The following is a 22,835-nucleotide window of genomic DNA, read 5'->3' on the forward strand; positions in this document are numbered from 1 at the left end:
CAGTGCAAACGTTGTCGCGGTCGTTTTCATGCACATGTAATAAGCATCTTGCACCATTTACGTCTAATTAGCCGGTAGCCCATGCTCCATATTGACGAAATTCCTCTGCGCAAGGTCCCATCGTGATCATTCCGATGGTCCGCACGATGGCGCTCCTGCTCGCCAAATGCATGGCTGCGGCTCTGGCGCTGGGCGCTCTGCGCGCGCAAGGCTTGAGAAGTTGCTGCTGTCGCCAACCAGAGGGATGGCGGCTGACGCTCCATTGGTACTGCCACCGCTACCGCCTGGTCCGCCGTATCAGCATTGCGCCGGCCGCCACTGGCCAAAACCCTGACCCACCACGCTCGCAAATCGCCTCGGCATTTTTGCCTGTTTGTGCGCAAACGTTTGCTTTTTTACAAGTATCCCACCATTCCACTGCTCGCCAGCACCACGGAGTCCAGAGGAGCGAGCTGCGCCGCCTCCCGCAGTTTGAGTTTTTGAGCGCGCAAACGTTTGCCTTCACAAACACAGCATGGGCAAGCTCAAGCCCGGCTGCACTGGTAGCTGAGCTTTTTTCTTTGCTTTCCCGTTTCCCCACGTTCTTTGACCACAACGCACTAGAGGTATCGATGAGCAGCAACGTATTCCGGCTACCCCCTTTAGCCCTGGCCGCGCTATTGGCCACCTCGGGGGCCTGGGCCCAGGTGTCCTTCACTGGCAACCCCTATACGCAGAATTTCGACACGCTGGCCGCGTCGGGCACCAACATCGCGTGGGCGAATGACAGCACGCTGCCTGGCTGGTTTCTGTTCAACAAGGACATGGCGGCGATCACCACCTATGTCGCGAGCACCGGCAGCAGCAGTACGGGCAGCTTCCACAGCATGGGAACGTCCGGCTCCACGGACCGCGCCCTGGGCAGCGTGACCTCCGGTGGCGCGTACTTCGGCTCCCCCGCGTCTGGCGAGCTGGCCGGCTGGATCGCACTGGCCGCGCGCAATGACACCGCAGCAGCGATCGACGGCGTGACCCTCACGTTCAACGGCGAGCAATGGCGCAATGGCGGCAACACCAGCGCGCAGAAAATGCGACTGGAGTACGGCCTGGGCGATACCTTCGACACCGTGACCACCTGGGCTGCTGCGGGTGACAGGCTCGACTGGACCTCGCCAATCACGGGCGCCACGGCCGCCGCCGTGGACGGCAACGCGGCAGGCCGGGTCAACAACGTGGGCGGCGACCTACGCGGCCTGGACTGGGCCCCTGGCGCCACGCTGTGGCTGCGCTGGGTGGCCAACAACAACCCCGGCAACGACCACGGTCTGGCAATCGACGATGTCTCGCTGAGCATCGCCGGCCCCGACACGACGCCGCCCGAGCTGCAGTCCAGCACGCCGGCGGACGCCGCGACGGGCGTGTCGCTCAGCACCGACATTACGCTGCGGTTCGATGAAGCGGTGCGCGCCGGCAGCGGCAGCTTCGAACTGCGCCAGGGCACCGACGTGGTGGCGACGCTGCCGGTGACCGACAACGCCAGGGTCGTGTTCAGCAGCAGCAGCATCACCATCAAGCCCGGCGTGAGCCTGAACCCGAACACGGCCTACAGCCTGGTGCCCATGGGCACACCGGTGACCGATACCTCGGGCAACGCCTGGGCGGGCGCCGCGCTCGCCTTCACCACAGGTGAGCGCCCCATACCCACGCTGATCTCTGCCATACAGGGCTCTGGCGACCAGTCGCCCATGCTGGGCCAGAGCCGCACCGTGAGCGCCGTCATGACCGCCTACATGCCCGGGCTCAGCGGCTTCTTCCTGCAAGAGGAAGCGGCCGACTCGGACGGCGACGACACCACCTCGGAAGGCATCTTCGTCTACTACGGCACCACCAACCCGGGCGTGGACGACAGCACCGTGGGCCAGCTCGTCCAGCTGACGGCCAACGTGAGCGAGTTCTACAGCCAGACCCAGCTCTCGGGCAACATCACGAACTTCCAGATCATGGGCCCGGCCGCCGTGCCCGCGCCGGTACGCATCACGCTTCCCATCAGCAGCATGGCGCAGTGGGAACGCTACGAAGGCATGCGCGTGGAAGTGGCGTCGGCCACGGCGGGCGGCCAGCTCGTGGTGAGCGACAACTACACGCTGGGTCGCTATGGCGACGTCACCCTGGCGGCAGACCGCCTGCTGCCTCAGTTCAGCGAGCTCAACGCGCCCAGCACTGCCGGCTACAGCGCCTATGTGCAGGCCACGCAGCGCAGCCAGGTCATCCTCGACGACGGCTCCAGCACGTCAAACCCCGATCCCGTGCGGGGCCGCAACGGCCAGCCGCTGTCTGCAACGAACACGCTGCGTGCCGGCGACAGCGTGGGCAGCATCGTCGGCGTGCTCGACCAGTACTACAACGCGGCTACCGCAGCGGCCTACCAGACCAGCTACCGCGTGCAGCCCACCCAGGCGCCGAACTTCACCGGCCCTGCCCGCCCCACATCGGCCGACCTGCAGCAGGCCGTGGGCGCGGCCACGGTGAAGATCGCGTCGGCCAACGTGCTCAATTTCTTCAGCGTCACGGGCGCCACGAGCGTGACCTTCACCACGCCGCTGGGCAACTCGATCGCCATTCGCGGCGCCAACAACGCCACCGAGCTGGAGCGCCAGCGCGCCAAGGTGGTCGCCAACCTGATCGGCCTCGGCGCTGACGTGTATGGCCTGATGGAAGTCCAGAACAACGGCTATGGCGACAACAGCGCCATCAAGATGCTGGTGGACACGATGAACGTGAGCGCCGATAGACCCACGGGCGCGGTGTACGACTACGTCAAGGCGCCGCTGCGCGAGGCCGCCGGCACCGTCGCGGGCGCAGGCACCGACGCCATCACCGTGGCCATCATCTACCGCAGTGACCGCGTCACGCCCGTGGGCGCAGCAGCCGTGCCGAACGTCGGGACCTATGACGCGTTTACCCCGAACGTCGGCGGAGCGCGCGTACCCATCGCGCAGACCTTCTCTGTGATGGCGGCAAGTGGTGCCGAGCAATTCACGCTCGTGGTGAACCACTTCAAATCCAAGGGCAGCGTGCTCAGCGGCGCCGCCAATGCCGACCTGCTTGACGGCCAGGGCGCCAACAACGCCGCCCGCGTTCGCACGGCCGAGCAGCTCAAGACCTGGCTCGCCACGGACCCCACGGGCGCCGGGACCTCGAACGTGGTGCTGGTGGGCGACTTCAATGCCTATGCCAAGGAAGACCCCATCACCTACCTGGAGACCAATGGCTTCACCAAGGTAACGCAGGGCTATTCGTACTCGTTCGATGGCCTGTGGGGTTCACTCGACCACATCCTCGTGAGCCAGAGCCTGGCCGCCAAGGTCGGCCGCGCGGTGAAGTGGGCCATCAATGCCGAAGAGCCGGTGGTGCTGGACTACAACACCGAGTTCAAGACTGCGGCCCAGGTGTCGGGCTATTACGCGCCCACGGCTTACCGGTCGAGCGACCACAACCCCATCCTGATGGGCCTGACCTTCGGCAACCAGGCACCCACCATCAGCGGCGTGCCTACATCCACACAGACGGTGACCGTGGGACAGGCAGCAGATCTTGCCGACGTGACCGTGGCCGGCGGCAGCAGCGACAGCCTGACCCTTACCGTCACAAGCACCAACGGCCAGGTACTGGGCCTGGTGGATGCCAATACCAGCCTGCCAGGCATACAGCTGGTGGGCACGCCCGCGCAGATCAACAGCCAGTTCAGCACCGCGGTGTTCATTGCCACGGCGCCGGGCTCAGCCAGCGTGAACCTGAGCGTGAGCGACGGCGTCAACCCATCGGTCACGGCCAGCTATGCGCTCAATGCGGTGGCCGCTGCGGCAGCCGATCCCGCCAAGCAGTTCAGCGTCGCGCCCACGGCCCAGATCGCCGTGGCGGGCGAAGTGACCGGCGGTGGCGCCACCTGCCGCCTCACAGCGGCCCCACAGTTGCTCAGCATGGCCGCGGTTGGCGCTTCGGGGCTGCCGCGCCCCAATGTGAGTCTTCCGCACGGGCTGCTGAACCTGAACACCGACGGCTGCGACACTGGCGCCGTGGTGACGGTAAAGCTCACCTACCCGAGCCCGCTGCCGGCCGGCGCGGAGTACTGGAAGTGGGGCCCCACCACCGACAACGTGGCGCCGCACTGGTACCGCATCCCTGCCACGCTGGATGGCAACGTAATCACCTTCGTGCTGCGCGACGGCGGCCTGGGGGACGATGACATGAGCGCCAACGGCCGCATCGTGGACCCGTCCGCGCTGGTGGTGCCGGCGGCTGCGGCAGTCGGCGGCGGCACAGCGACGGCGGTGCCCACGCTGAGCGAGTGGGGCCTGATCCTGCTCTCGCTGTCTGTGGGCCTGCTGGCGTATCGGCGCCAGGGTGGCTGGCGCCGGCGCGCCTGACGGCCCATGCGGCCGGCTCGAAAGTACCGGTCGCACCGCTGATCGAACAAACGCGAAGAGGCCCTGCTGGGCCTCTTCGCGTTTGTGCAGTCAAAAAATGCCATGCGACAGATGCAACAATCGCGGGGCAATTACCCACGACATGACGCCTGAAGACTACGTCCAGCAAAAAGCCGCCGCCTCGGGCAGCAGCTTCTATTACGCCTTTTTGTTTCTGCCGCGCTCGCGCCGCGCCGCGATCACCGCCTTCTATGCCTTCTGCCGCGAGGTGGACGACGTGGTGGACGAGGTGCACGACCCCGGCGTGGCCGCCACCAAGCTCGCCTGGTGGCAGACCGAGGTGGCGCGCGCCTATACAGGCCAGCCCAGCCACCCGGTGATGAAGGCGCTGATGCCCCATACCGCCGACTACCGCATCGAAGAGCGCCACCTGCAGGCGGTGATCCAGGGCTGCCAGATGGACCTGGAGCAGACCCGCTACCTCGACTTTGCCGGGCTGCAGCGCTACTGCCACCTGGTGGCGGGCGTGGTGGGCGAGGTTGCGGCCGGCATCTTTGGCCAGACCGATGCGCGCACCACCGAGTACGCGCACCGCCTGGGCCAGGCCTTTCAGCTGACCAACATCATCCGCGACGTGGGCGAAGACGCCCTGCGCGGGCGCATCTACCTGCCGGTGAATGAGCTGCAGCAGTTTGACGTGAAGGCGCACGAGGTGCTCAACCGCGTCTACTCGGACCGCTTTGTGGCGCTGATGCGCTTTCAGTCCGAACGGGCGCGCCGCCTGTATGACGAGGCGCTGGCGCTGCTGCCGGCCGCCGACCGGCGCACGCAGAAGCCGGGCCTGATGATGGCCAGCATCTACCGCACGCTGCTGGCGGAGATCGAGCGCGACGGCTTCCAGGTGCTGAACCAGCGGGTGAGCCTGACGCCGCTGCGCAAGTTCTGGCTGGCTTGGAAAGTTCAGGCTTTAGGCAGACTGTGAAACTAGAGCCCCCCGGCTTCTCATTGCGCTTCGCTCCATGTAGTTCGCCCCCCCCCAAGGGGGAGGCGCGGCCGCCTTGGGGCGGCCCGGCGGCGGCATCGCTTGTTGAGCCCCCCGGCTTCTCATGGCGCTTCGCTCCATGTAGTTCGCCACCCCCCAAGGGGGAGGCGCGGCCGCCTTGGGGCGGCCCGGCGGCGGCATCGCTTGTTGAGCCCCCCGGCTTCTCATGGCGCTTCGCTCCATGTAGTTCGCCACCCCCCAAGGGGGAGGCGCGGCCGCCTTGGGGCGGCCCGGCGGCGGCCTCATGAAACTCGCCATCGTCGGCGCAGGCTGGGCCGGCCTCGCCGCAGCGGTAGAGGCCGTACGCGCCGGCCACCAGGTCACGCTCTTTGAAGCCACACGCACCGCCGGCGGCCGCGCGCGGACGGTGGAAGGCCCAGGCGCGCTGGACAACGGCCAGCACATCCTCATTGGCGCCTATACCGAGACGCTGCGGCTGATGGCCGCCGTGGGTGTGCGGCCTGAGGATGTGCTGCTGCGCCAGCCACTGTCGCTGCGCTTTCCGGATGGCGGCGGGTTGGCGCTGCCGCGCTGGCCGGCGCCGCTGGATTTGCTGGCGGGCGTGTTCACGGCGCGCGGGTGGACTTGGCGCGACCGGCTGTCGCTGCTGGCGGCCTCGCTGCGCTGGCAGCGGGCGGGCTTTCGCTGTGCACCTCAGCAAACCGTAGCCGAGCTGTGCGCCGGCATGGCGCCGCGGGTGCTGGCGGAGCTGATTGATCCGCTGTGCGTGTCGGCTCTCAATACCCCGGCAGCGGAGGCGAGCGGGCAGGTCTTTTTGCGCGTGCTGCAGGATGCGCTGTTTGGCGTGCCCCGTGGCGGTGACCTGCTGTTGCCGCGTGCCGATCTGGGCGCCCTCTTCCCCGCACCTGCGCTGCAATGGCTGACAGCCAATGGTGCCGAGCTGCGCATGCCCTGCCGGGTGCAGGCCATCACGGCGGATGGCACCGGCTGGCGGGTGGATGGCGAGGCCTTTGATGGCGTGCTGCTGGCCTGCCCGCCGACCGAGGCAGCGCGGCTGGCCGAGGAGACACCCGCTTGGTGTGCGCAGGCGCGGGCGCTGCGCTTCGAGGCGATTGCAACGGTCTATGCGCAAGCGCCGCAAGGCCTCGGCCAAGCGATGCTGGCGCTGCGCAGCAGCCCTGCCGCACCCGCCCAATTTGTGTTTGACCGTGCCCGCCTGGGTGGCCCAACCGGGCTGCTGGCGTTTGTGGTGAGCGCCAGCGGCACGGACCGCGCGCAGTTGGAGGCTGCCGTGGTGGCGCAGGCCTTGTCGCAACTGGGCCTGGCAGTGACGCCGCTGCAGACGATTGTGGAGAAGCGCGCCACCTTTGCCTGCACGCCCGCCTTGCAGCGCCCTGCCCTGCAGATTGCGCCCGGCCTGCTGGCCTGCGGCGACTATGCCGAGGGGCCTTACCCCGCCACGCTGGAAGGCGCGGTGCGCAGCGGCGTGGCGGCGGTCAGGCTTTTGGCAGCGCCGCGCAGCCCAGCAAATCGCACAGGGTCGTAAGTTCTGTGACTTCCACCTGCGGGCGCAGCGGGTGTTCCCAGGCCAATCCATTGCGGTTGAGCCAGACGGCCTGCATGCCGGCCTCTAGCGCGCCGACCACGTCCATGGCGGCATCGTCGCCCACGTGCAGCACGGATTCCAGCGGCACGCCGGCGGCGTCTGCCGCGGCCTGGAAGATGCGCGCGTCGGGCTTGGCAAAGCCGCATTCGCGGGCGCCGACCTTGGCGTGGAAATGGTGGCCTATGCCCACCACATGCACATCGGCGTTGCCGTTGGACAGGGCCACCAGCGGCCAGCGCGCGGCCAGGCGGGCCAGGGCGGCGAGCGTGTCGTCGTAGAACTCGACGCGCTGGCGCTCGGCAAAGAAGACGTCGAAGGCGGGGTGGGCCAGCTCGGGATCGTCACCCGCCTGCTGCAGCGCGCGGCGGATGGATTCGCGGCGCAGCGCGCTCAGGTCGTGGCGCAGGTGCGGCAGCTCGTGGTCCATCTGTTGGCGAATCGCGCGCAGCGCGGCCGGGTCGGCAAACAGGGTGGCCGTGGCCGGCGCATGCTGCCCCAGCCAGGCGTGCAGCACCTGCTCGGCACGCCCGATGGCGGGCCAGACCGGCCACAGCGTGTCGTCCAGATCGAGGCTGACGGCACGGATTTTCGATACATCTAGAGTCGAGGTGATGGGCATGGCTGGTCGAAAATAGCGGACGCACCATTTTGCAGCCCACGTTGCACCTTTTCCGCGCTCCCAGGATTTCTCTTGCCTCCTTTCGCCCCCGAACCCACCTTCGCCCACGGCCAGGCGCCCCGCATTGGCGTGCTGCTGTGCAATCTTGGCACCCCGGATGCCCCCACGCCAGCCGCCGTGCGCCGCTATCTGGCGCAGTTTCTGTCCGACCGGCGTGTGGTGGAAATCCCGCCGCTGCTGTGGAAGCCGATCCTGCATGGCCTGATCCTGCGCACCCGGCCGGCCAAGTCCGCCGCCAAGTACCAGAGCGTGTGGATGCCCGAGGGCTCGCCGCTCAAGGTCTGGACCGAGAAGCAGGCGCTGATGCTGCGCGGCTGGCTGGGCGAGGCCGGGCACCAGGTGGCCGTGCGCTATGCCATGCGCTATGGCAACCCTTCGATCGCCGAGCAGCTTGACGCCTTCAAGGCCGAGGGCGTGACCCGCATCCTGGTGCTGCCGGCCTACCCGCAGTACTCGGGCACGACCACGGCCAGCGTGGCCGATGCGGTCAACGCCTGGAGCGCACGCCAGCGCCATCTGCCAGAGCTGCGCTTTGTCAACCGCTACCACGACGACCCGGGCTACATCGCCGCGCTGGCCGCGCGGGTGGAGGCCTATTGGCGCACCGAAGGCCGGGGCGAGCTGCTGGTGATGAGCTTTCACGGCGTGCCCGAGCGCACCCGCGACCTGGGCGACCCGTACCACTGCGAGGCGCTGAAGACCGCGCGCCTGCTGTCCTCTGAACTGGGCCTGCACGAGCACGAGGTGAAGGTCACCTTCCAGTCGCGCTTTGGCAAGGCCAAGTGGCTGGAGCCCTATACCGAGCCGACGCTGGTGCAGCTGGCGCAATCTGGCGTGAAGCGGGTGGACGTGGTCTGCCCGGGCTTTACCAGCGACTGCCTGGAGACGCTGGAAGAGATCAACATGGAAGCGCGCCACGCCTTCATGAATGCGGGCGGCGAGCAGTTCCACTACATCCCCTGCCTGAACGACAGCCACCCGTGGATTGCGGCGCTCTCAGGCATTGCGCAGCAGCACCTGGCCGGCTGGCCGACGCGGCAGGTGCCGCATGCGCGCGCGCTGGAGGACTCCGAGGCACGCGCCAGGGAACTGGGCGCGGCGGCCTGAGCGCCCTTCCTCCGGGAAGACCATCCCACCGCCGCCAGGCGCCTGGGTTATAAATTGGCGGTTCCGCTGATGGATGGCCCATCAGGAACCTGCCGCCCGGCCCTGCATGGCTTGCGGCATGGGTGGGCTCCCCGCTTCTCTCTGCCATTCAGGACCTCCATGGGCGCGCGCACCACCGTTTCCGAGTTGTCCTCTCATGGGCTGCAACGCAGCGCCGACGCCGGCAGCAGGCTGGCACATGGCGCGTTCTGGATCATGTCGCGCCGGGTGACCGTGGTGGCCGCCGCCGTCGATGCCGCCTTCCTGGTGCTGTTCCTGTACTTTGGCTCGCCTCTGCTGGCCTGGCTCAACATTGCCAGCATTGCCATGTACGGCAGCGCCTACTGGCTGCTGCTCAAGCGCTTCAACACGCCGGCGCTGCTGCTGATCTGGCTGGAGGTGCTGGGGCACGCAGCCATCGGCTCCCTGCTGGTGGGCTGGGACAGCGGCTTTCACTACTACCTGCTGATGTTCATCCCGGCCATCGTGGTGAGCGGCTCCAGGCGCGCGACCTTGCCGCTGCTGTTGCTGCTGTTCCTGTTCTACATGGGCCTGCATGCCGTCTCGCACGCCGCCGGGGTGCGGGTGTCGCTGAGCAACGTCGGGCTCTGGACGCTGCGCAGCTTCAACGTGGCCACGGTGTTTGCCATGGCGGCCTACACGGCGCGCTTCTACTACCTCACGGTGCGCCGCGCCGAGCGCAAGCTGATGGAGCTGGCCACGACCGACCCGCTGACCGGCCTGTCCAACCGGCGCAACCTGTTGGCCATGGCGGGCCAGGCGGTCGCCCAGGCGCGTCGCCTGGGCCAGCCGACCGCCCTGGTGATTGCCGACATCGACCACTTCAAGCTGGTCAACGACCGCTACGGCCATGAGGCCGGTGACCACGTGCTGTCGCAGATCGGTGCGCTGTTTGCAGCGCTGTGCCGCGAGCAGGACATGGTGGCGCGCTGGGGCGGGGAAGAGTTTCTGTTCCTGCTGCCGGCCACCGACGTGGCGGCGGCCCAGACGCTGGCCGAGCGCATGCGGTCTGCGGTGGCGGCCACGACGATCAGCTACGGCGATACGGTGATCGCCTGCACGGTGTCGCTGGGCGTTGCGCAACTGGCGGCAGACGAGCCGCTGAACGAGGCCATCGCGCGTGCCGACCGTGGCCTGTACCAGAGCAAGGCGCAGGGGCGTGACCGGGTGTCGGTGGCTGGCTGATGCCGGCCCTTCCTGCCAAGAGCTGGGCGGGATTGGCGCTACATAAAAAATAGCTTATAGCCGGCGTCCACCCTGCATTTCAGGTCGTTTTATACCTGAAATGCAGATAGCACCTGGGCATATAGCTATCTATTCAATAGCTGGAGTTGCGGGCTCAGAACTGGCCCAGATAGTCGGCCTTGCCCACCGGCACGCCCTTGTGGCGCAGCACGCCGTAGGCGGTGGTCACGTGGAAGAAGAAGTTGGGCAGCGCGAACTGCAGCAGGTAGCGCTGCGCGGTGAAGGTCGCCTCGCCTTCGCGCGTCCGGATGACGACGGGGCGCTCTTCCTGGCCGTCGATCAGCGTGCGGTCCACGCTGGCAAGAAAGTCTTGCGTCTTGGCGATGCGCGCCAGCAGGTCATCCCAGGTTTTTTCCTCGTCGGGGAAGCTGGGCGCGGTGATGCCGGCGATGCGGGCCGTGCCCAGCTTGGAGGCATCGCTGGCGCGCTGGATCTGGCCGGCCAGGGTGAGCATGTCGGGCGCCAGGCGTGCCTCGACCAGCGTGGCTGGATCGATGCCGCTGGCCTGGGCGTGCGCCAGGCCCTTGTCGAGGATATGGGTGAGCTGACCCAGGCCGCGGGTGAAAACGGGCACGGACAGGTCGTAGAGCGAGAGCGCCATGGAAGGTGTGCCTTGTGTGGATGGAGTCGGCGGCGATTGTCTCGCCGCCGTGGCTTCAGCGACTGGCCGCGCGGATAAACCCTTCGATCGGCTCCAGTTGCTCGGGCACGTTGAGCGCCGGCGCGTGGCCGCAGGCAGGCACTTCGATCACCTGCAGCCGGCCGGCCGCGCCGGGGCCGCGGCGCCGCATCTCTTCCACCACGCCGGGCAGCACCAGATCTGATTCAGCGCCGCGCAGGCACAGCACCGGCACCTCGATGGCGTCGTAGTGCGGCCAGACCAGGTAGTCGTTGTCGTGCGCGCTGAACTGGCGGACCATGGCCGGGTCGTAGTGCGGCGTGACGCGGCCATCAGGCAGGCGGCGCGTGGAGCTTTCGGTCAGGCGGCGCCACTGCGCATCGCTGAGCCAGCCGTAGGGCTTGTAGACGCTGCGGAAGAAGGCCTCCAGCTCAACCACCGTGTCAAACGCCGGCGGCTGGCCGGCGTAGGCGCGAATGCGTTCAATGGCGGGCGCGGCCAGCTCGGGCGCGTTGTCGTTGAGCACCAGGCTCGCTATGCGCGCCTTCATGCGCGGCTCGAACAGGCCGGAGGCGCAGACCATACCGATGGCCCCGCCCATCGAGGTGCCGACCCAGTGCGCGCGCTCGATTTGCAGCGCATCGCACAGGGCGTTGGCGATGTGGGCGTAGAAGGAGAGCTGGTATTCCTCATCAGGCGCCGGGCTCCACTGGCTCAGGCCGCGACCGATGGTGTCGGGGCAGATCACGCGAAAGCCGCGCGCCGCGAAATGCTGGGCCAGCTCATCCATGTCGCGCCCGGTGCGTGCCAGGCCGTGCCAGGCGATGACCACGGGCGCGCCCTGCTCGCCCCAGGCGGTGTAGTGGATCTCGCGGCCGGCGCAGCTTGCGTAGTGCGAAGAAGGCTGAATGCTCATCGCGCGCCCCTCGCCCGCAAGCGCCCCACCACGCCGGTGGGAAAGTAGTAGACCGACAGCACAAACAACACGCCCAGCCACAGCAGCCAGCGGTCGGGCGACAGCAGCGCGGCCAGCCAGGCAAGGCCAGAGACCGAGGCCACCGCCTCGCTGCCCAAACGCAGCAGATCCTGCAAATAACTCTGCGCCACCACGAACAGCACCGAGCCCACCACCGCGCCGTAGATGGTGCCCATGCCGCCGATGACGACGATCAGCAGCACGTCCAGCATGATCTCGAAGGACAGCGAGGTCTCCGGCCCGTTGTAGCGCAGCCAGAGCGCCAGCATGGCGCCGGCCACGCAGGCGAACAGGGCCGACAACACGCTGGCAATGGTGCGATACACCACCACGCGGTAGCCGATGGCCTCAGCGCGAAACTCGTTCTCGCGGATGGCCTGCAGCACACGGCCGAAGGGTGAGTTGACGATGCGCAGCAGCGCCAACACCATCACTACCGCCAACACAAACAGCAGGTAGTAGCAGAGCAGCCGGCCATCGAGCGACACGCCCAAAAACGGATCGTCGGCAAACTCGAACGCGGGCGACAGCACGGCCGGCACCTTGAAGGTCAGGCCGTCTTCGCCGCCAGTGAAATCCGACAACTGCGAGGCCAGCGTCTGGAAGGCCGAGGCCACGGCCAGCGTGATCATGGCGAAGAAGATGGCCCGCACCCGCAGCGAGAACAGCCCCACCGCCAACGCCAGCACCAGCGACAAAGCCAACGCGCCACCCAGGCCCACGGCCAGCGCGCCCCAGGTGGCGCCCATGCGCGTGGTGGCAATCGCGATGCCGTAGGCGCCTATGCCAAAGAACATGGTGTGGGCAAAGCTCACGATGCCGGTGTAGCCCAGCAACAGGTCAAAGCCCGCCACCAGCACCACGAACACCAGCACCTTGGCCGCCACGTTCAGCGCCTTGACGCCGGGGAAGATGAAGGGCGCAAAGGCCAGCGCTATCAGGAGCGCGATCAGCAGCACCGCCAGCACGCGGCTGCGCGGCATGTCGCCGGAGAGAAGTCGGTTCAACATGGAAGGCTCCGGTTCAGCGGTTAGTCACCGGATAGACACCTTGCGGCCGCCACAGCAGCACGGCCACCATCAGCGCAATGTTGGAGAACAGCGCCACCTTGGGCACCAGAAAGCCGGTGTAGTTGGCCATCAGGCCGACCAGCAGCGCACCGATCAGCGCGCCGCCGGTGGAGCCCAGGCCGCCAATGATGATGACGATGAAGATCAGCACATTGACCTGCGCGCCCATCTGCGGCACCACGCTCTGCTGGTACAGGCCCCACATCACACCGCCCAGCCCGGCCAGCGCGCTGCCGACCACGAACACACCGACAAACAGGCGCCGGATGCGGTAGCCCAGCGACTCGACCATCTCGCGGTCTTGCACGCCGGCGCGGATCAGCAGGCCGACCTTGGTGCGGCTGAGCGTCCAGGCCAGCAGGCCGAACACCAGCAGGCCCACCACCACGGCGATGAGGCGGTACTTCTCTACCGCCGCATCGCCGATCAGCACCGCGCCGCGCATGGCTGCGGGCAGCGGCAGCGGGATCTGCTGCGGGCCCCAGATGACCTTGATGAGTTCTTCGCCAATGATCATGCCGCCCATGGTGATCAGGATCTGCTTCAGGTGCTGGCCATAGACCGGCCGCACGATGAAGCGCTCAAACGCCAGCCCCACCGCGCCCGCCACCAGCATGGCCACGACCATGGCCGGCAGCACGGCCACCAGGTTGCGCCAGAGCTGGTCAGAGCCGGTCCAGTCGCTCATGCTGCCGAGCACGCTGGTGGCTACAAAAGCGCCCAGCGCAATGAACACGCCGTGGCCAAAGTTGAGCACGTCCATCAGCCCGAACACCAGCGTCAGGCCCGAGGCAATGATGAACACGATCATGCCCATGGCCAGCCCCGCCACGGTGAGCGTGAGCCAGGTCGAAGGCGAGCCGATCAGCGGCAGCGCCAGCAAGGCCAGCACCGGCACCAAGGCCAGCGGCTTCCAGTCGAAGTCGATGGTCTTCATGTGCGGGGTACTCCTTTATTGATAGCTATATGCCCAGGCGGCACCTTGGCTACAGGCACTTTTCTTCTAAAAATACAACTACTCCTCCCGTTCGCCCTGCGCCCGTCGAAGGGCTCGGCGATGAGTGGCATGGCTTCGACAAGCTCAGCCCGAACGGTGCGGGTAGCTGCGTAGTTACTAAAAAAAGGGGGTTGCCGCGTCATAGCGCCAGCCCCAGCAGCGACTGCTGCAATGCCGCATCTGCCGCCAGCGCCTGCATGGCGCCGGCATGCACCACGCGGCCGTTGTCCATCACCGCCACGCGGTCGCCCAGGCGCTCGGCAAAGCTCAGGTTCTGCTCCACCAGCAGGATGGTCACGCCCTGCGCCTTGAGCTGCGCAAAGGCGTCGATCATGTTGTTGATGATGGAAGGCGCCAGGCCCTTGCTGGGCTCGTCCACGATCAGCAGCTCGCGCGGCTCGACGATGGCGCGCGACACCGCCAGCATCTGCTTTTGCCCGCCAGACAGCTTGCCGGCGGGGTGGTTCCAGAACTTCTCCACCGCGGGGAACAGCGAGAAGATCCACTGCAGCCGCGTGCTGTCGATCTGCTGCACGGTGCGCGCGCCGCGCGCGGCCAGCAGCATGTTCTCTTTCACAGTCAGGTCGGCAAAGATGCCCATGTTCTCGGGCACATAGGCAATGCCCAGCTCGGCGATGCGCGGTGTCGACCACTGGGTGATGTCTGCGTTGGCGAAGCTCACCGTGCCTTGCGACGCGCGCCACAGGCCCATGATGGTTCGCAGCGTGGTCGTCTTGCCGGCGCCGTTGCGGCCCAGCAGCATGGTGACTTGGCCGCGGGGGATTGTTAGGTTTACGCCGTGGAGGATGTGGTAGGCGGCTATGTGGGTGTGGACGCCGGTTAGTTGGAGCAGCGTTGTGGTCATCGTTGCGCCTCCTGCAGAGGGCGGGTGCCGGGAGTTCGCCCCGGCGGGCGAGTAACTTTCTTTCGCGTCGCCGAAAGAAAGTCACCAAAGAAAGGGCGACCCCACGTGCTGCGTCCCCTGCGCTTCGCTCCGGGGCAACCTGTGGTGCTCGCGTCAGGCGGGGTATCGCCCAAACTCGCCTGCGGCTCAAACAAGGGCGATCCCTTATCCGCCTGCCGCTGCGCTCCTCGGCGCATCCCGAGGGGACCCGGGACAGCCAGTCGGGCCATCGCTGCGCTCGGCCCCTGGCGCCCCCACCCCTGCCCTCCCCCAAAGGGGGAGGGAGTGGGGAAGTTGGCCGTTGGATGTTCGGTATTGCTCCCTCCCCCGCTGGGGGAGGGCTGGGGTGGGGGCCGGCTGTTCGGCTGTCCAACGCCGTTGGCAGGGCCGAGCAGCGCAGCGACGGGCGGATCAGGGATCGCCCTTGTTTGAGCGAAGCGAGTTTGGGCGATACCCCGCCCGGCGCGAGCAGCGCAGGGGAGCTCGAAGAGCCCCTGACTCCGGCTCGCCTTTCTTTTGCCTACTTTTCTTTGGCGAAGCAAAGACAAAGTAGGTCGCCCGCCGGGGCGAGTCCCGGCACCCGCCGCCAGCAAGGCAAAGAACGCATGCACAAACAAGGACCTCATGCCCGCTCCTTCGAGGCAACACCCAAATAAGCCTCTTGCACCACCGGCGACGCAATCACCTCAGCAGGCAACCCATCCGCCACCAACGCCCCGTTGTGCAGCACGATGATCCGATCCGCCAACTCCCGCACCACATCCATCTTGTGCTCCACCAACAGAATCGTCTTGCGCTTGTCCTGCTTGAGCCTGCGGATCAAATCCAGGATCACAGGCGCCTCGGCCGCGTTCATGCCGGCCGTGGGTTCGTCGAACATGAAGACCTGCGGCTCCAGCGCCATCAGCAGGGCGACTTCGAGCTTGCGCTGGTCGCCGTGCGGCAGGCTGGCGACGGCCGCTTCCGCCTTGGGCAGCATGGCCACGTCGGCCAGGATCTCGTCGGCGCGATCCGTCACGGCGCGGTGGTCGCTCCAGATGCTCCACAGGTTCAGGCCGCGGCGGTGCGCGCCCTCACGCGTGGCCTGCACCGCCAGGCGCACGTTCTCGCGCACGCTCAGGTGCGGGAACAGATTGGTCAGCTGGAACGCGCGGCCCAGGCCAGCACGTGTGCGGGCCGAGGCCGACAGGCGCGACAAGTCCTGCCCGCCCAGCAGCACTTGCCCTTCGCTGGCGCGCAGTTGGCCCGAGATCAGGTTGAAGTAGGTGGTCTTGCCCGCGCCATTGGGGCCGACGATGGCGGTCAACGTGCCCGGCGCAAAGGCGCAGCTCACGGCATTGACCGCCACGTGGCCGCCAAAGCGGATGGTCAGGTTCTTGGTTTCGAGCATGGGTTCCAGCAAGAGGAAGAACGATGGATGTCTTCGTAGCGCATGACACGACACCGTTCGGTGAGCAGCCGAGCGCGCCCCTTCAACGTTGGTTACGCACCGGAATATTCATTTCGTCCGGCTTGATCTCATGCACCAGCTCCGGCACGCCCCAGGCAAAAGCCGGGTCCACCTTGATCTTGAAGTGGTACATGCTTTGCAGGGCCTGGTGGTCTTGCTTGCGGAAAGTCATGGTGCCCTTGGGCGTGTCAAAACTCATGCCTTCCATGGTGGAGATGAGCTTGTTGGTGCCGGTGTCGCCGCCGGTCTTCTTCAGCGCGGTGACGATGGCCATGGCGGCAGAGAAACCGCCTGCCGTGAAGAAGTCTGGCGGTGCCTTGAACTGCTTGTAGTGGGCCGCCACCATGGCCTCGTTCACCGGGTTCTTGGGGATGCCGAAGTAGTAATACGTGGCGCCTTCCATGCCGGGGAAGTTCTTGTAGCTGGCCATGGCCGGCAGGATGTTGCCGCCGGTGGCCACCTCGATGCCGTAGCGCTTCAGGTCCAGGTCGGCGATCTTGAAAGGGTTGCCGGCGCCGGCCCAGACGATCCAGATCACCTTGCGGCCGGGCTTGTCTTTGAGTGCGTCGATCAGGCGCTGCGCGCCGGCGGTGAAGTCTGTCGTGTTGGTGGGCAGGTATTCCTCATGTACCACCTTGGCGGTCTTGAGCGCTTCCTTGAAGGCCTTTACGCCGTCACGGCCAAAAGCGTAGTCCTGCGCCAGCGTGGCGACGGTGACGCCGGGCTTGTCCAGTGCCACGGCGTTGCTGATGGCGTCCTGGCTGCTGTTGCGGCCGGTGCGGAAGATGTATTTGTTCCACTTGTCGCCGGTGATCGAATCGGCCACGGCGGGCTCGACCAGCAGGATCTTCTTGTACTCCTCGGCCACCGGCAGCATGGCCAGCGCCACGCCTGAAGACGTAGGGCCCACGGCCAGGTCGGCCTTGTCGTCGGAATAGGCGGTGGCCAGCAGCGACTTGCCCAGATCCGGCTTGCCCTGGTCGTCTTTCTCGATCACCACGATCTTGCGACCGTTGACCGTCATGGTGCCGCCGGTGGCGTAGTCCAGCCCCATCAGCAGGCCGGTCTGCGTCTGCTTGCCATAGGCTTCGAGCGGGCCGGTCTTGCTGTAGACGTGGGCAATGACGATGTCCTTGGCCTGGGCCCAGGCGGGAGCGGCGGCGCAAGTGGCGAGCGCGGCCAGGGCGACGAGGTGGCGACGGTTCATTCTTTGTCTCCTGAAAGTGGTGACTGAATATTGCACAGTTCATGCCACCTCCCAAGCCATTGATAACAAACGCTTCCTTATTCGATGAGAAGGCCGTTCGACTGAATCCAGAACACTGGAACTGTCTTTTCTTCAGACAGATGTCTGTTTAGCGGTCAGGGTTTTGCCGGAGCCTGCGCCCGTCATGCGTCATGTGGGCGTGTCGATGTCGTCCCAGCCGTGGTCCTCGAAGCGCACCAGCCAGTTCAGCGCACGGTGCCGCTCCAGCACGACGCCAGCGTCGACTCCCGGCGCAAGCGCCTCTTCCTTCCGGCGCGCCTCGCGTATGAGCCAGTGCAGGCGGTAGTGCAGGTCCAGCGCATCGAGGATCTCGCCTTCCGTGCGCATCTTCAGCGCCTGCATCACGCCAGCCACGTCGCCGGCATTCAGCATCGTGCGCGTGGCAAGCGGCACGTCGCAGATCGCGGCGGGAAACGGCAGCGCATCGACCAGGCCCAAGGCCCACTCGAGCACGAAGAGACACTCGTAGCGCCAGCCGAACTGCGCCACCGTCGACCCGTCGGGCACATCGTCAGAAAGAAAGGCCTGCTCATGGGGCGTCAGGTTCGCCTGCGCGGACGGCAGCCGCGCAAACAGCTCGCCCATCGACAGCAGCTCACCACTCGCAACCGACTCGGCGCGGGCCGATACGGCCAGCAGCGCAAACGCCCTGCCGGCCAGTTCCTGCGGCGCGCGCGAGCGCAACTCGAGCTCCGACACGACGGGTGGCAGGCGCTGCGGCACCGGCATGCCGCGCGACGCCAGCAACGCCTCGGTCCGCGCCTTTCGTTGCCAGGCCTCGGGGGGATAGGGCAGCGCGGCCTCCTGGTCGGGCTCCTCCCCTGCCGCAGACAGCAACACCCGTCCGTTGGGGTCGCGAATGCCGCCGTCGGGCAAGAACACGATGGCGTTCGCGCGCTCTGCCCATGCCGAAAACGCGTCGAGCTGCGACTCATCGACAGACAGGCTCAGATGCTGCCGCACCCGCTGGATATGGCGCATCACGTGGTAGCGCTTGCGCGACATTTCGCCGTTGCCACGGCCCAGCACATAGCCCACGAACCCCGAAAGATGCGTTGCCAGTTCCGGATCGGAGCAATCGCGGCGCGCATGAAGGGTGTGCGCAAAGTCGGGCGCCGGGGCGTCGGCGCGCGTGCAGTAGGCATTGATCAGCACAGCTTCGCGTTCTTGCTCGGCGGGCGCTGCCGTGGGCTTGGCTGGCGCACCGCCCAAGGCCTTCAGCCGTGTCAACAAACCCTTCATTGGAATCACCTCCCGGATCGATTGAAGTTCGCCCGCCGTTGGCTACTGCCTGGCCGCTACTGGTTCGCCATGCGCTCGTACAGGGTCGCACGCGAAATCCCGAGCAGCCGCGCGGTCGCCAGCTTGTTGCCACCCGTGGATGCCAGCGCCGCCGCGATCGCCTTGCGCTCCAGCTCGGCCACCTGCTGCGCCAGCGGCCGCAGCAAGCTTGCTTCCTCGGCGGCGTCGTGCGCGCTCTGCAGCGTGGCGGGCAGCTCGATCTGCTCCAGCCCCGCCTCGCGCAGGATGCGTTCGAGCTGCACGGCATCGATGCGCTGAGAGTCGCTGCGCATCGTCACCTGCTCCAGCACGTTGCGCAGCTCGCGGATGTTGCCGCGCCAGTGCTGGCCGGCCAACAGCGCGAGCGCGTCGGGCGTGAGTTCGGGCGGTGCTTCGCCGCTGCGCAGTGCCATGTCCTCGCCCAGCGCCTCGACCAGCGCGGGGATGTCGGCGCGCCGCTCGCGCAGCGGCGGCACACGCAGCGGCAGCACGTTGAGGCGGTAGTACAGGTCTTCGCGGAACTGGCCGCGCCGCACCAGCTCGGGCAGGTCGCGCGAGGTGGCGGCGATCACGCGCGCATCGAAGGGCACGAGCTTGTTGGAGCCCAGCGGCTCGATCTCGCCCTCCTGCAGCGCGCGCAGCAGCTTGGCCTGCAGGCCCAGCGGCATGTCGCCGATTTCGTCGAGGAACAGGCTGCCGCCGTCGGCCAGCTTGAACTTGCCCTCGCGGCCCCTGCGGTCGGCGCCGGTGAAGGCGCCGGGCGCGAAGCCGAAGAACTCGGCCTCGAGCAGCGTGTCGGGTACGGCCGCGATGTTGACGCTGACAAACTGCCCCTTGGCGCGCGCGGAAGACGCATGAATGGCATGCGCCAGCAGCTCCTTGCCGGTGCCGGTCTCGCCCAGCAACAGCACCGGGCTGATCGACTGTGCGGCGCGGCGTGCGTGGCGCTTGATCTCCACCGCCGCCGGGCTGCTGCCGATGAAGCTGGCAAAGGTGTACTTGGAGCGCCGCTGGCCGTCGCCCACCTGCTGGTAGAGCGGGTTGTTGCGCTGGCTCGCCAGCTCGCGCCGGGCGTCGTCCAGCTCGCGCTGCAGCAGCGCAAACTTGCTGATGAGCGGCTGCAGCGTGGCCTCGGGGTGGTCGAACAGCACGATGCCTATGGCACCTATCACCTGGCCGGCCTCGTCGCGCAGCGGGATGCGGCTGACCACGAAGGTGCCGGCCTTGTTGGTGAGCAGGTCGATCAGGATCGGCTCGCCGGTCTCCAGCACGTGGCGCATCTGGGTGTTGGGGATCACCTCTTCCACCACGTGGCCCAGGAACTGGTCGATGGACGAAAAACCCAATGCCGGCAGAAAGCGCCGGTAGCCCTCATTCACCCAGACGATGCGCGCGTCGCGGTCCACCAGGAACATGCCCTGGCTGACGCTGGAGAACAGGTGGAACATGGAGCGCGCCGCCAGCTCCAGGATGCCCTGGGCGTCAGCGGGCAGCGCGGTGGTGGCAGTGGTGGCGGGCGGCATGCGGCGATGGTAGCCGTGCGCGCCCGTCAGTCCGCCCTGCGTGGGCTCAACCCGCGAGCGCCGGGTAGTCCGTGTAGCCCTTGGCGCCGGGCGTGTAGAACGTGTCCGGGGCAGGCGCGCTCAAGGGTGCGTCCTGGCGCATGCGCTCGACCAGGTCAGGGTTGGCGATGAAAGGCCTGCCCATGGCTGCCAGGTCTGCGCGGCCTTCGCTCAGCGCCTGTTGGGCGCTGGCTTTATCGAGTCCGCCGGCGAGGATGAAGGGGCCATCGAACGCCGCCTTCAAATCGGCCTTCAGCTTTGCCGGAACAGGCGGGGCGCCCATGGCCGAATGGTCCAGGACGTGCACGTACATAAGGCCGAGCGCGGAGAGTTGCTTGACAAGCGCCAGGTACTGTTCGTCAACACCTTCGAATGCGCTGGTGCTATTGACCACGCCGTGCGGCGACAGGCGGATGCCGACGCGCTCAGCGCCGATCTCTTTCACTGCAGCACGGGCGACCTCAAGCACCAGCCGGTTGCGCCCTTCGGCCGTGCCGCCGTAGCCATCGGTGCGGCGATTGACGTTGGCGTTCAGGAACTGCTCGAGCAGGTAACCGTTGGCCGCGTGCAATTCAATGCCGTCGAAGCCTGCCTCGATGGCAAGGCGCGCAGCCGTTGCGTACTCGGCGATCACGGCCTGGATGTCGGCCTCGGCCATGGCGCGCGGCGGCGTGTGCGGCTGGCTGCCTTGCGTATCGGTCCACATCTCGCCAGGGCAGACCTCGGGTGAAGGCCCAAGCACCTCGGCGCCGGCCGGCAGGTTGGCCTGCTGGGACACGCGGCCGGTATGCATCAACTGCACGACGATCTTGCCGCCCTTGGCATGGACTGCGTCGGTCACCAGCTTCCAGCCTTGCACCTGGGCGTCATTGAAGAGGCCGGGGATCCGGGCGTAGCCCAAGCCGTTGGGGGACGGTGAGGTTCCTTCCGTGATGATGAGCCCGGCGCTCGCGCGCTGGGCGTAGTAGGTGGCCATCAGGCTATTGGCGGTGTTGTTGTCGCTCGCGCGGCTGCGCGTGAGCGGCGACATCACGGCGCGATTGCTGAGCGTGGTGGCACGCAGGGAGAAGGCGTCGAAAAGCATGGAGTTGTCCTGGCGGAATTGGAAAGAAGAAAAAGAGAGCCGGGGCCGGAGGGCTCAGCCGACCAGGTAGCGAGGCGCCGGCGCTCCGGCCTGGGAGCCCGCGAATAGTCCGGAGCGCGCGGCCTCGTACTTCTCCCACAGACTGGCATCGGCGACTGACGGCCAGGTGATCGTCTCGCCCTGGTCCAGGCCCGCGAGCGCTGCATCGACCATGTGCTCGGTCGTCATCAAGGCGTCCTGGTTGAGGGCCGCCAGCGGGACACCCGACAGGTCCCAGATCTCGGTGGCGGTCGATGCCGGCAAGACCAGTTGCACCTTCACGCCGGTGCCGGCCAACTCTTCCTGCAGGCCCCGGCTGTATTGCAGCACGAAGGCCTTGGTGCCGCTGTAGATGGCGCTGATGGGCAGCGAGTGGACGGCCAGCACGGACGCGATGTTGACGATCACCCCCTCGTTTCTTGCAATGAAGGCAGGCAGCACCGCTTGCGTCAGGCGCGTCAGTGCGGTGATGTTGAGGGCGATCTGGGAGCCCACGTCGTTTGCAGGCATCTGGGCAGCCGGCGCCAGGCGCGCAAGGCCGGCGTTGTTCACCAGGACACGCAGGTCGCCATTGGTCGACAACACTGCCTCGACCCGCGCCAGGTCTTGGGCGTTGGTCAGGTCGGCCACGATAGCTTCGGCTTTGATGCCGTGCGCCTTCGAGACTGCTGCGGCGAGGGCTTCCAGGCGGTCGGCGCGTCGGGCGACAAGAATGAGGTCGTAGCCACGCGCGGCGAGGCGATCCGCATAGACGGCGCCAATGCCGGAGGAAGCCCCGGTGACAAGAGCGACTTTCCTGGAGCTGGGATTGGTCATTGATGGTTTTCCAATAAAATTGAGGGCTCAACCAAAAAGGTTGAGGGCTCAAATGTAAGATTGGTCAGCCACCTCTTGCTGATAGTGCAGCACTCAACCATTTTTAAAACATGGGAATCACCACAGCACCCGTTGCAGCCCAAAACAGCCCGGATAAGCCGGCCGCAGATGAGCCGGACATCCTGGGTGGGCGTGTCTGCACCAACACTGCGCTGCGCCTCGCGGCCCGCAGGCTTGGCCAGTTGTACGACGAAGCGCTGGCGCCGTTGGAGCTCAAAGCGACGCAGCTCGCGCTGATGGCGGAAATAGACAAGCTCACGGGTGCCGATCAGCAAGGCCCGACGCTGCAGGAGCTGGCGGCCCGGCTTGCGATCCAGCTGTCGGCGCTTACCCATGCGCTCAGGCCGCTGGTGCGCGATGGGTTCGTCGAGTTGCGCCCGGACGCGAAAGACCGGCGGACCAAGCACAGTGTGCTCACTCCGCTTGGCAAGACTCGGCTCTCAGACGCAACGGTGCGCTGGATCGCAACCAACGACCGGGTGGAAGCCGTTCTGGGCCCGGCCTCGGCTGCGAACTTGAGGGCCTTGGCCGATCAGGTGGCGTCCGACGCGTTTCTGGCCGCATACAAATCGGCGAGTTGACGCGCGCGGCGCCCTGCTCAGCC

The 22,835-nt window shown here is 66.8% G+C and carries 18 protein-coding genes; 6 read left to right on the plus strand and 12 right to left on the minus strand.

Annotation, left to right across the window (positions count from 1 at the left end; genetic code table 11):
• Positions 1-611: 611 nt before the first annotated feature.
• From AAFF27_19070 to hpnE, 3 genes are all read left to right on the plus strand, one after another.
• The gene (locus tag AAFF27_19070; GenBank protein XAH22102.1) at positions 612-4,406 is read left to right on the plus strand and encodes an ExeM/NucH family extracellular endonuclease; all 3,795 of its coding nucleotides are present in this window, start codon (positions 612-614) and stop codon (positions 4,404-4,406) included.
• A 142-nt stretch (positions 4,407-4,548) separates the two neighbouring features.
• Complete coding sequence (gene hpnD, locus AAFF27_19075) at positions 4,549-5,388, plus strand: presqualene diphosphate synthase HpnD (protein XAH22103.1); 840 nt, start codon at positions 4,549-4,551, stop codon at positions 5,386-5,388.
• A 304-nt stretch (positions 5,389-5,692) separates the two neighbouring features.
• Positions 5,693-6,955: a hydroxysqualene dehydroxylase HpnE gene (hpnE, locus tag AAFF27_19080; GenBank protein ID XAH22104.1), complete on the plus strand. Its 1,263-nt coding sequence runs from the start codon at positions 5,693-5,695 to the stop codon at positions 6,953-6,955.
• Here the strand turns inward: hpnE and AAFF27_19085 are convergent.
• Positions 6,906-7,634, minus strand: a complete 729-nt coding sequence (locus AAFF27_19085; GenBank protein XAH22105.1) for an HAD-IA family hydrolase — start codon at positions 7,632-7,634, stop codon at positions 6,906-6,908. The genes hpnE and AAFF27_19085 overlap by 50 nt on opposite strands.
• A gap of 72 nt (positions 7,635-7,706) precedes the next feature.
• Between AAFF27_19085 and hemH the strand changes: the two genes are divergently transcribed.
• Both hemH and AAFF27_19095 read left to right on the plus strand, forming a co-directional pair.
• Entirely contained in the window at positions 7,707-8,801 is a 1,095-nt protein-coding gene (gene hemH / locus AAFF27_19090) for a ferrochelatase (protein ID XAH22106.1), read from the plus strand.
• Positions 8,802-8,960: 159 nt separating this feature from the next.
• Positions 8,961-10,046 (plus strand): diguanylate cyclase, encoded by a 1,086-nt coding sequence (locus tag AAFF27_19095; GenBank protein ID XAH22107.1) that lies wholly within the window; start codon positions 8,961-8,963, stop codon positions 10,044-10,046.
• Between the two features lie 154 nt (positions 10,047-10,200).
• Here the strand turns inward: AAFF27_19095 and AAFF27_19100 are convergent, their stop codons facing one another.
• The 11 genes from AAFF27_19100 to AAFF27_19150 form a co-directional block, all read right to left on the minus strand.
• Entirely contained in the window at positions 10,201-10,707 is a 507-nt protein-coding gene (locus tag AAFF27_19100; GenBank protein XAH22108.1) for a DUF1993 domain-containing protein, read from the minus strand.
• Between the two features lie 55 nt (positions 10,708-10,762).
• Positions 10,763-11,641: an alpha/beta hydrolase gene (locus AAFF27_19105; protein XAH22109.1), complete on the minus strand. Its 879-nt coding sequence runs from the start codon at positions 11,639-11,641 to the stop codon at positions 10,763-10,765.
• Positions 11,638-12,711 (minus strand): branched-chain amino acid ABC transporter permease, encoded by a 1,074-nt coding sequence (locus tag AAFF27_19110; protein XAH22110.1) that lies wholly within the window; start codon positions 12,709-12,711, stop codon positions 11,638-11,640. The genes AAFF27_19105 and AAFF27_19110 overlap by 4 nt, the downstream gene beginning before the upstream one ends.
• Before the next feature lie 13 nt (positions 12,712-12,724).
• Positions 12,725-13,708 carry a branched-chain amino acid ABC transporter permease gene (locus tag AAFF27_19115; GenBank protein ID XAH22111.1) on the minus strand — a complete coding sequence of 328 codons (984 nt, stop codon included), beginning with the start codon at positions 13,706-13,708 and terminating at the stop codon, positions 12,725-12,727.
• 199 nt (positions 13,709-13,907) lie between these two features.
• Complete coding sequence (locus AAFF27_19120; protein XAH22112.1) at positions 13,908-14,633, minus strand: ABC transporter ATP-binding protein; 726 nt, start codon at positions 14,631-14,633, stop codon at positions 13,908-13,910.
• Positions 14,634-15,294: 661 nt separating this feature from the next.
• Positions 15,295-16,062: an ABC transporter ATP-binding protein gene (locus AAFF27_19125; GenBank protein XAH22113.1), complete on the minus strand. Its 768-nt coding sequence runs from the start codon at positions 16,060-16,062 to the stop codon at positions 15,295-15,297.
• Between the two features lie 82 nt (positions 16,063-16,144).
• On the minus strand, positions 16,145-17,329 hold the full coding sequence (locus tag AAFF27_19130) for a substrate-binding domain-containing protein (GenBank protein ID XAH22114.1): 1,185 nt from the start codon (positions 17,327-17,329) through the stop codon (positions 16,145-16,147).
• A gap of 189 nt (positions 17,330-17,518) precedes the next feature.
• The gene (locus tag AAFF27_19135; GenBank protein XAH22115.1) at positions 17,519-18,631 is read right to left on the minus strand and encodes a DUF4272 domain-containing protein; all 1,113 of its coding nucleotides are present in this window, start codon (positions 18,629-18,631) and stop codon (positions 17,519-17,521) included.
• A 56-nt stretch (positions 18,632-18,687) separates the two neighbouring features.
• Positions 18,688-20,193, minus strand: a complete 1,506-nt coding sequence (locus AAFF27_19140) for a sigma 54-interacting transcriptional regulator (protein ID XAH22116.1) — start codon at positions 20,191-20,193, stop codon at positions 18,688-18,690.
• Positions 20,194-20,239: 46 nt separating this feature from the next.
• Positions 20,240-21,316 (minus strand): alkene reductase, encoded by a 1,077-nt coding sequence (locus AAFF27_19145; protein ID XAH22117.1) that lies wholly within the window; start codon positions 21,314-21,316, stop codon positions 20,240-20,242.
• 54 nt (positions 21,317-21,370) lie between these two features.
• A complete protein-coding gene (locus AAFF27_19150; protein ID XAH22118.1) occupies positions 21,371-22,171 on the minus strand; it encodes an SDR family oxidoreductase in 801 nt (266 codons plus the stop codon).
• 110 nt (positions 22,172-22,281) lie between these two features.
• On the opposite strand from AAFF27_19150, the gene AAFF27_19155 reads away from it, so the two are divergent.
• A complete protein-coding gene (locus tag AAFF27_19155; protein XAH22119.1) occupies positions 22,282-22,812 on the plus strand; it encodes a MarR family transcriptional regulator in 531 nt (176 codons plus the stop codon).
• Positions 22,813-22,835: the final 23 nt, after the last annotated feature.

It is taken from the genome of Xylophilus sp. GW821-FHT01B05, from assembly GCA_038961845.1.
Taxonomy (GTDB): Bacteria; Pseudomonadota; Gammaproteobacteria; order Burkholderiales; family Burkholderiaceae_C; genus Xylophilus.

What these genes read in the sequence shown, in the direction of transcription:
- AAFF27_19140 (XAH22116.1), bottom strand. Translation starts at nt 20,193, where the DNA reads ATGCCGCCCGCCACCACTGCCACCACCGCGCTGCCCGCTGACGCCCAG.
- AAFF27_19100 (XAH22108.1), bottom strand. Translation starts at nt 10,707, where the DNA reads ATGGCGCTCTCGCTCTACGACCTGTCCGTGCCCGTTTTCACCCGCGGC.
- AAFF27_19110 (XAH22110.1), bottom strand. Translation starts at nt 12,711, where the DNA reads ATGTTGAACCGACTTCTCTCCGGCGACATGCCGCGCAGCCGCGTGCTG.
- AAFF27_19070 (XAH22102.1), top strand. Translation starts at nt 612, where the DNA reads ATGAGCAGCAACGTATTCCGGCTACCCCCTTTAGCCCTGGCCGCGCTA.
- AAFF27_19095 (XAH22107.1), top strand. Translation starts at nt 8,961, where the DNA reads ATGGGCGCGCGCACCACCGTTTCCGAGTTGTCCTCTCATGGGCTGCAA.
- AAFF27_19145 (XAH22117.1), bottom strand. Translation starts at nt 21,316, where the DNA reads ATGCTTTTCGACGCCTTCTCCCTGCGTGCCACCACGCTCAGCAATCGC.
- AAFF27_19130 (XAH22114.1), bottom strand. Translation starts at nt 17,329, where the DNA reads ATGAACCGTCGCCACCTCGTCGCCCTGGCCGCGCTCGCCACTTGCGCC.
- AAFF27_19115 (XAH22111.1), bottom strand. Translation starts at nt 13,708, where the DNA reads ATGAAGACCATCGACTTCGACTGGAAGCCGCTGGCCTTGGTGCCGGTG.
- AAFF27_19085 (XAH22105.1), bottom strand. Translation starts at nt 7,634, where the DNA reads ATGCCCATCACCTCGACTCTAGATGTATCGAAAATCCGTGCCGTCAGC.
- AAFF27_19155 (XAH22119.1), top strand. Translation starts at nt 22,282, where the DNA reads ATGGGAATCACCACAGCACCCGTTGCAGCCCAAAACAGCCCGGATAAG.
- AAFF27_19125 (XAH22113.1), bottom strand. Translation starts at nt 16,062, where the DNA reads ATGCTCGAAACCAAGAACCTGACCATCCGCTTTGGCGGCCACGTGGCG.
- AAFF27_19120 (XAH22112.1), bottom strand. Translation starts at nt 14,633, where the DNA reads ATGACCACAACGCTGCTCCAACTAACCGGCGTCCACACCCACATAGCC.
- AAFF27_19150 (XAH22118.1), bottom strand. Translation starts at nt 22,171, where the DNA reads ATGACCAATCCCAGCTCCAGGAAAGTCGCTCTTGTCACCGGGGCTTCC.
- hpnE (XAH22104.1), top strand. Translation starts at nt 5,693, where the DNA reads ATGAAACTCGCCATCGTCGGCGCAGGCTGGGCCGGCCTCGCCGCAGCG.
- hpnD (XAH22103.1), top strand. Translation starts at nt 4,549, where the DNA reads ATGACGCCTGAAGACTACGTCCAGCAAAAAGCCGCCGCCTCGGGCAGC.
- AAFF27_19105 (XAH22109.1), bottom strand. Translation starts at nt 11,641, where the DNA reads ATGAGCATTCAGCCTTCTTCGCACTACGCAAGCTGCGCCGGCCGCGAG.
- AAFF27_19135 (XAH22115.1), bottom strand. Translation starts at nt 18,631, where the DNA reads ATGAAGGGTTTGTTGACACGGCTGAAGGCCTTGGGCGGTGCGCCAGCC.